The sequence below is a fragment of the Acetobacter sp. DmW_043 genome, from assembly GCF_002153485.1.
Classification (GTDB): domain Bacteria; phylum Pseudomonadota; class Alphaproteobacteria; order Acetobacterales; family Acetobacteraceae; genus Acetobacter; species Acetobacter thailandicus.
In genome coordinates this window covers 1-8,202 of sequence record NZ_JOMN01000052.1, presented here as the reverse complement: position 1 = coordinate 8,202, position 8,202 = coordinate 1, and the positions used below count along the sequence as shown (strand labels likewise).

The window sequence follows — 8,202 nt, the reverse complement described above, 5'->3', positions numbered from 1 at the left end:
TGGTGCAGGCCCTGCTGCATATCACCGGGTTGCGTGCCACTCCGCCTGAGCCTCTCAGGACGATCCTGACACCACAGGACAAGCCCGCCCTGGAACAGTTCAGAAAGGAGCATGAGGGAGAGTCTACGGCCATGGCTCAGCCTGCAAAGCTCTCACACTGGCTCAACCAGCGCTTTGACCGGATGCTCCGCGCTCGCGATGAGAGGATCAGGAAATGGGACAAGGCCCATCAGCCTGAGAAGGAACTGGCTGGTCGCGAGATCGCGCAGCTTCGTACGTTACTCAAAACCAGACCAGATACGCCTGAGCACAGAGAACTGGTTCAGCAGCTCTCTCATCTGCTCCCCGCTGAGATATTCCGCCCTCCGGAGCTGAAGCCGGAACCAAAACAGGAAATGACGCGCAAAGATAAGCCCAAACAATGGAAACCACCCTCAATGTCATAGCAGGCAACCGTCTTTTGTCCTTAATCTTACTCGACCAGGCATACAGAATAGTTCACTATATCGGCATTGTTAGTTTTGTCAGATAAGGCTTCTCCTCATGCCCCGCGGTCGTCCTCCTAAAAATACTAATGCTGCCTCTGCTCCCGGGAAAGCGAGCAAGACTAAAGCAGCAAGCGCGACACTGGGTTTTGAACAACAGATGTTTCTGGCAGCAGACAAGCTGCGCAAGAACCTTGAACCCTCAGATTACAAACATGTGGCCCTTGGCCTGATCTTTCTGCGCTACATCTCCACCGCCTTTGAAGCCCGTCATGCTGAACTAATGCTGGAAGACCCGGCAGCGGCGGAAGACCCCGACGAATATCTGGCTGAAAACATCTTCTGGGTGCCCGAGACTGCCCGCTGGTCTCACCTGAGAGACAATGCCCGTTCCTCCGGCATCGGCAAGATGATTGACGAGGCCATGCTGGCCATTGAAAAAGCCAATCCGGAACAACTCAAGGGCGTTCTTCCCAAGGATTACGGACGGCCTGCCCTTGATAGCGTGATGCTCGGGGAACTGATTGACCTGATCTCTGACATCGGCATGGGCGATACGGACGACAAGGCGCGGGACGTGCTGGGCCGGGTGTACGAATACTTCCTTGGCGGGTTTGCCGGAGCAGAAGGCAAGCGCGGTGGCGAGTTCTACACCCCTTCCAGCGTAGTGCGTACGCTGGTTTCCATGCTCGAACCCTATAAGGGCCGGGTGTATGACCCGTGCTGTGGTTCTGGTGGTATGTTCGTGCAGTCCGAACGCTTTGTGGAAACCCATGGCGGCAAGCTGGGTGACATTGCCATTTACGGGCAGGAGAGCAACCACACCACATGGCGTCTGGCACGCATGAACCTTGCCGTGCGCGGTATTGGTGCGGATATTCGCTGGAATAATGAAGGCAGCTTTCTGCGCGATGAACTGAAAGACCTGCGCTTTGACTATATTCTGGCTAATCCGCCCTTTAACGTGTCGGACTGGTGGAATGCGTCACTGGAGGAAGACCCCCGCTGGCAGTATGGCAAACCGCCTGCGGGCAATGCCAACTATGCGTGGCTCCAGCATATCCTGTGGCATCTGGCCCCCGATGGCACCGCTGGTGTGGTTCTGGCCAATGGCTCCATGTCCTCCAACCAGAACAGCGAGGGCGAAATCCGCCGTCGGATGGTGGAAGCCGATGTGGTGGATTGCATGGTGGCCCTGCCCGGTCAGCTTTTCTATTCCACCCAGATTCCTGCCTGCCTGTGGTTTCTGACCCGCACCAAGAAGCAAAAAGGCTGGCGGGACCGGCGCGGGGAAATCCTGTTTATTGACGCCCGCAAGCTGGGCAGGCTTGTTGACCGCACTCGCCGGGAACTAACGGACGAGGACGTAGCCCGCATTGCCGACACCTACCATGCATGGCGTGGCGAAAAGGACGCAGGCACATATGAGGATAGTCCGGGCTTCTGCAAATCCGCCACACTGGACGAAGTGGAACAGCGCGGCTTTGTGCTGACACCAGGCCGCTACGTGGGGGCAGAGGAAGCCGAAGAAGACAGCGTGCCATTTGCCGAACGCTTTGCAGCCCTTGAGAAGACCCTGAAAGAACAGTTTGCGCAGGGTGAAGAACTGAACGCGAAAATTACCGCCTCCCTGAAGCTGATCGTGCAGAAGGAAAGCGCGTGATGCTGTATCTCACCCCACTGGAACGCGCCCTCGACCGCTTGAAGGAAGGCTGGGCGCGCCACCTTGCCCAGCCAGACGATGAACAGTTGCGGGATGGCCTGATCCAGCGCTTCGAATTTACCTATGAACTCAGCCACAAGACCCTGAAGCGCTTTCTGGAAGCCAATTCTGCCTCTCCCGAGGAATATGACCGCATGGGCTTTCCGGACATGATACGCTCCGCCAGCGAGGCCGGATTGCTCAAAAGCGCATGGCCCCAGTGGAGCGTGTTTCGTAAAATGCGTAACCTGACCAGCCACACCTACAATGAGGCCACTGCCAGACAGGTTGTCGCCACCATTCCAGACTTTATTGCGGAAGCAGAGTTTCTGCTGGCCACATTGAAAGAGCGCACGGCGTGACAGGGCAGATCGACATCACGCCCGAAGAGCGGGCCATTGTGCTGCGGATACTCAACGAGATTGTACCTGACCGTGAAGTGCAGGTTTTTGGCTCGCGCGTAACAGGTAAGGCCAAACCATTTTCTGATCTCGATCTGGCGATTATGGGTGATGAACCTTTACCCCTGGAAACGCGGGCACGGCTGGAGGAAGCCTTCTCAGAGTCAGAACTGCCGTGGAAAGTGGATGTGCTGGATTGGGCCTTGGCCAATTCAGATTTTAAACATATCATTGGAAAACATTATCTTTCTTTTTATAATAAAGATTTTTTCGTATGAAGCAAAAGAACTGGCCTATCGTATCGATAAACACGGTCTGCAATTTAATTGTTGATTGCGTGAATAGAACAGCACCAATAGAAAATAAAATTACACCTTATAGAATGATCCGCACAACCGATATTCGAAATGACAAGCTAAAATTCAAAGATGCTCGATATGTTAATGAAGATATATATCATAAATGGACGCGTAGAGCACGCGTAGAACACGGTGATGTATTACTTACCCGAGAAGCTCCTATAGGAGAGGTTTGCCGTATCGCGAATACAGGAGAACACTACTTCTTAGGCCAACGAATCATGCAGTACCGTGCAGATAACGCGAAAATAGACCCGCTTTTTTTATATTATTCTTTTTGCTCATCTTTCATGAAGCAGCAATTTTTATCTCACGATGGTTCTGGATCAGTAGTAAGCCATATAAGAGTAGAAGATTGCCATCATTTCAAAATTCCTATTGCTCCAAGAAAGGAGCAAGAAAAAATTGGTCAACTTCTTGCTTCCATCGACAATAAAATAGACCTCAACCGCCGGACGAACGAAACGCTGGAAGCCATGGCGCGGGCGTTGTTTCGGGACTGGTTTGTCGATTTTGGCCCGACACGGGCAAAAAGGGCCGGAGAAGCCCCTTACCTCGCCCCAGAACTGTGGGAACTCTTTCCCGAGAGGCTGGATAATGAGGGGAAGCCTGAGGGGTGGCGTATAGCTTTCATTGATTCTCTATGCAGAATCACAAGCGGAAAAAGACCACCAAACAAAGAGACGTTATCAAGTGAGGAAAATCCAATACCAGTTTATGGTGGGAACGGGATTTCTTGGTTTACCAAGGATGTCTTATTTGATCAGCCATTTTTAATTACAGGCCGTGTAGGCACATTAGGAACAGTGTTCCGTGTCAATGAAAAATGCTGGGTCTCTGATAACGCATTATGTTTATTTCCCAGAATAGATTCTTATTTTGAATACATATACTTCATTGTTTCTTCAATAAATTTTCAAATTTTGAATAGCGGCTCAACTCAGCCGCTTTTAACCCAAAGTAGCCTTTCATCACAAGAATGCATTCTTCCAGCAGAAGAAATAATAACGATTTTCCATGCACAAGTTTCTGTATGGTTTAAGATCCAACAACAATTAGAAAAAGAAACCGGCACCCTTTCCCAACTCCGAGACCTCCTTCTTCCCAAACTCATGTCCGGCGAAATCAGCATCCGGGATGCCGAAAAGATGGTGGAAGACGCAGCATGAGCTTTCTGTCCGAAAACGAGATCGAAGACTGGGCCTGCGATATTCTGCGCGAATGTGGCTACACCATTGTCTGGGGGCCAGATATTGCCCCCGGTGGCAAAAAACCTGAACGCGCCTCGTTATCGGATGTCATTCTGGAAAAACGCCTGCAGGTGGCCATAGACCGTCTGAACCCGCACCTTCCCCAGGCCTCACGCGATGAAGCCCTTCTGGCCCTGATCCGCGAAGACACACCCGACCATGTGGACGAAAACCGCCGCCTGCATGACTATCTGGTCAATGGCGTGCCGGTGGATATGGTGCGCGAGGATGGCACCCAGTCTGGCGACCGGGTACGCCTGCTGGATTTTGAGAACCCGAAAATCAATGACTTTCTGGTCGTGCGCCAGTTTGTCATTGAAAAGGACGAGGCCAACCGCAGGCCAGACCTTGTTCTGTTCATCAACGGTATGCCGCTTGGGGTGATTGAACTCAAAAGCCCGAGTTCCGAGAACGCCACGCTGGATTCAGCATGGAACCAGTTTCAGACCTATCGCAGCCTTATTCCCTCGCTGTTCCGCTTCAATGAAGCGCTGATGATCTCGGATGGTACACAGGCTCGCGTTGGCTCGCTCACAGCCGACCGTGACCGCTTCATGCCATGGCGCACGATAAACGGCGAAGACCTGATTGCCAAAAACCATGAAGAAATGGAGACCGTGCTACGGGGCGTGTTCACCCCACACTGGTTTCTGGGGCTGATCCGTGATTTTGTGCTGTTTGGTGAGAAGAACGGTAGCCCCATCAAAATTCTGGCGGGCTATCACCAGTTCCATGCCTGCCAGAAAGCCGTGGCACAGACTGTGCGGGCCTCCGCCCCGGATGGAGACCGCAAGGTCGGTGTCGTCTGGCACACGCAGGGGTCAGGCAAGAGCCTGCTCATGACCTTCTATGCAGGCGTGATCGCCCGCCATCCTGAGATGGAAAACCCCACCATCATTGTGCTGACAGACCGCAATGATCTGGACGACCAGCTCTTCGCCACCTTCTCCGGCGCACAGGCTCTGTTACGCCAGACACCGGAACAGGCAGACAGTCGGGAGGACTTGCAGAAGCTCCTCCGGCGTACCTCGGGCGGTGTCATCTTCACCACCTTGCAGAAGTTCCAGCCTGAAGACGGGGAAACCAGCCTGCCTATGCTGACCGACCGTCGCAATGTAGTGGTCATGGCGGATGAGGCGCACCGCAGCCAGTATGGGCTGGAAGCCAAGTTCAACCCCAGGACCGGCAAAATGACGTACGGGTTTGCCAAATATCTGCGCGATGCCCTGCCTAATGCTTCCTTTATCGGCTTTACCGGCACGCCCATTGAAAATGCCGATGTGAACACACGCGGCATTTTTGGCGATTACATCGACATTTACGATATCGCGCAGGCTGTCGAGGATGGCGCAACCGTGCCAATCTATTATGAAAGCCGCCTTGTGCGTATCGAACTGGATGAAGACCTCAAGGAAGAGCTGGACAACGAACTGGCTGACATTGTCGAAGGGCTTTCTGAAAACGAGGAACATAAACTCAGCCAGAAATACTCTCGCGTAGAAGCTTTGGTCGGCTCGGAACCCCGCCTGCGCCGGATAGCCGAAGACCTTGTGAATCATTTTGAAAACCGCCTGACTGCCCTTGAAGGCAAAGGCATGATTGTGGGCATGAGCCGGGCCATCTGTGTGGCGCTCTATAACGAGATCATCCGCCTGCGCCCCGCATGGCATAGTGATGATGACAATGAAGGGGCCATCAAGGTGGTGATGACCGGCAGTTCATCCGACCCTGCCGGGTTCCAGCCCCATATTGGCAAGAAATCCAAGGCCCGGCGTGAACTGCTGGCAAAGCGCATGAAGGACAATAATGACCCGCTCCGGCTGGTCATTGTGCGCGACATGTGGCTGACGGGTTTTGACGTACCTTCCATGCACACCATGTATGTGGACAAGCCCATGCGCGGGCATGGGCTGATGCAGGCTATTGCCCGCGTCAACCGCGTGTTCAAAGGCAAACCCGGCGGTCTGGTGGTGGACTATATCGGTCTTGCCCAGAACCTGAAGGCGGCTCTGGGCGAATACTCCGCCGGAGACCGCGAACAGGTCGGCATTGACGAGGGCGAGGCCATCCGGGCCTTGCTCGAACGCTACGAAGTTGTGCAGGCCATGTTCAACCCCGGTCAGGCAGGCGGCTTTGATTACCGCCCCGCCTTGCAGGACGGTGCGACACCGAAAGCCAAGCTGTCCATCATGGCCGGAGCGCTTGATCATATTCTGGGCCAGCAGCAACGGGCCATGGCATCTGCCAAAAACGATGAAGAGCGCAAGGCCGCCCAGAAGCGCTATCCAGATGCCGTCAAAGCGCTTTCGGTCGCCTTTGCGCTGGCTTCCGCCAGTGATGAAGCCGCCAGACTGCGCGATGAAATCGGGTTCTTTGAGGCTGTCAGAGCGGCTCTGGTCAAGAGTGTAAGCACCGGCAGCGATGGGCGGAGCGCGCAGGAACGCGAACTGGCCATCAGGCAACTGGTCAGCAAGGCAGTCATTTCAACCGATATCATCGACATTATGGAAGCCGCTGGCATTGGAAAGCCTGATATTTCCATCCTCTCGGACGCCTTCTTGCAGGAAGTGCGGGAAATGCCCCAGCGCAATCTGGCTATTGAGGCGCTCAAAAAACTGCTGGAAGGCCAGATACGCAGCCGGACACGCTCCAACATCACGGAAGCCGAAGCCTTCTCACAACGGCTGGAACAGGCCGTTGCCCGCTACCATGCCAACGCCCTGACATCCGCTCAAATTCTGGATGAACTCATCCGGATGGCCCGAGACATGGCCTCCGCCCGTGACCGGGGCGAGGAACTGGGGCTAACACAGGAAGAAATCGCCTTCTATGACGCACTGGCCCAGAACCAGAGTGCGAAGGACGCCATGGGCGACCCCAAATTACGGGTTATCGCCACAGCACTAATAAAGACCATTCGGGAGAACGCCACAGTGGACTGGACGGTCATGGCGCAGGCCCGCGCCAGAATGCGCACGTCCGTCAAACGCCTGCTCCGTCACTATGGCTACCCGCCCGATATGGAGGCGGAAGCAGTCAAACACATCCTGCGTCAGGCAGAGCAGTTTGCGCCCATTTGGGCAGGAAAAGGAGAACTATAACCATGTCAGCCATGGGGGGAAACAGAAGGTCCGCTAATCTGAGAGAAGCGCTTGGAAGCGGACGTCTCTGCCAATCCGGGAGCGGCTCAGTATGGAGAACTATCATACTGGACTTGTAACGGTTTTGTGCCGGTATGTGATTTCCTTTACGCGGCTTTGACCTCGAAAGCGAGAGGGCTGATGCTGCCGAGATATGAATGGCGCCGTCGCGAATTGTAGAAACCGTTGATGTATTGAAAGATGGCGGCGGTTGCCTGACGCCGTGTTGGCCAACTTTGTCTCCAAAGCATTTCGGCCTTCAGGCTCTTGAAAAAGGTCTCGACCACGGCGTTGTCATAGCAGTTTCTCTTGCCGGACATGGACGGTGTCATCTTGTATTCCGTCAGCTTCTTCTGAAAATCATGGGAGCAATATTGGCTGCCGCGATCAGAATGGAAAATACAGCCAGGTGGTGGATTGCGTAGACGCACCGCCATATCGGGTGCTCTGATAGCGAGGTCCTTTTTCATCCGGTTACTGGCGGCCCAACCGATAACGCGGCGGCTGAACAGGTCAATGACGACGGCAAGGTAGAGCCAGCCTTCGCTGGTCCAGATATAACTGATATCGCCTGCCCATTTCCGATTAGGGGCATCGGCCAGGAAATCGCCGTCCAGAATATTGTCGGCAAAACCAGGAGAATGCCGACTATCGGTCGTGACTTTGTGCCGACGCGTCCGTACGGGACGAATACCGTTGGCTTTCATCAGTCGCCCCACACGGCGTTCACCAACATCAAGCCCTGCTTCCCTGAGTTCCATGGTCATCCGCGGACGAGGTCCGTCTGCGCTTCAGGCGCCGTCAGATCAGTCGACCGATACTGCGAAATCCAGTGGCTCAGCGTTGATTTGCCAATCCCCAGATC

At 54.2% G+C, this 8,202-nt stretch carries 5 protein-coding genes and 2 pseudogenes; 6 read left to right on the top strand and 1 reads right to left on the bottom strand.

Annotated elements, in window-relative coordinates; genetic code table 11:
* From HK11_RS12375 to HK11_RS11025, 6 genes and pseudogenes are all read left to right on the top strand, one after another.
* Positions 1 to 446, top strand: a pseudogene (locus HK11_RS12375) (hypothetical protein); the annotation flags it as partial.
* A 97-nt stretch (positions 447 to 543) separates the two neighbouring features.
* Complete coding sequence (locus tag HK11_RS11045) at positions 544 to 2,148, top strand: class I SAM-dependent DNA methyltransferase (RefSeq protein ID WP_086555399.1); 1,605 nt, start codon at positions 544 to 546, stop codon at positions 2,146 to 2,148.
* Positions 2,148 to 2,549, top strand: coding sequence for a nucleotidyltransferase substrate binding protein (locus tag HK11_RS11040; protein WP_086555398.1), 402 nt, complete (start codon positions 2,148 to 2,150; stop codon positions 2,547 to 2,549). Before HK11_RS11045 ends, HK11_RS11040 begins: the two co-directional genes overlap by 1 nt.
* The gene (locus HK11_RS11035; RefSeq protein WP_086555397.1) at positions 2,546 to 2,866 is read left to right on the top strand and encodes a nucleotidyltransferase family protein; all 321 of its coding nucleotides are present in this window, start codon (positions 2,546 to 2,548) and stop codon (positions 2,864 to 2,866) included. Before HK11_RS11040 ends, HK11_RS11035 begins: the two co-directional genes overlap by 4 nt.
* Entirely contained in the window at positions 2,863 to 4,116 is a 1,254-nt protein-coding gene (locus HK11_RS11030) for a restriction endonuclease subunit S (RefSeq protein ID WP_086555396.1), read from the top strand. The genes HK11_RS11035 and HK11_RS11030 overlap by 4 nt, the downstream gene beginning before the upstream one ends.
* The gene (locus HK11_RS11025) at positions 4,113 to 7,298 is read left to right on the top strand and encodes a type I restriction endonuclease subunit R (RefSeq protein ID WP_086555395.1); all 3,186 of its coding nucleotides are present in this window, start codon (positions 4,113 to 4,115) and stop codon (positions 7,296 to 7,298) included. Before HK11_RS11030 ends, HK11_RS11025 begins: the two co-directional genes overlap by 4 nt.
* Positions 7,299 to 7,444: 146 nt before the next feature.
* On the opposite strand, the pseudogene HK11_RS11020 reads toward HK11_RS11025, so the two are convergent.
* Positions 7,445 to 8,113, bottom strand: a pseudogene (locus HK11_RS11020) (IS3 family transposase); the annotation flags it as partial.
* Positions 8,114 to 8,202: the final 89 nt, after the last annotated feature.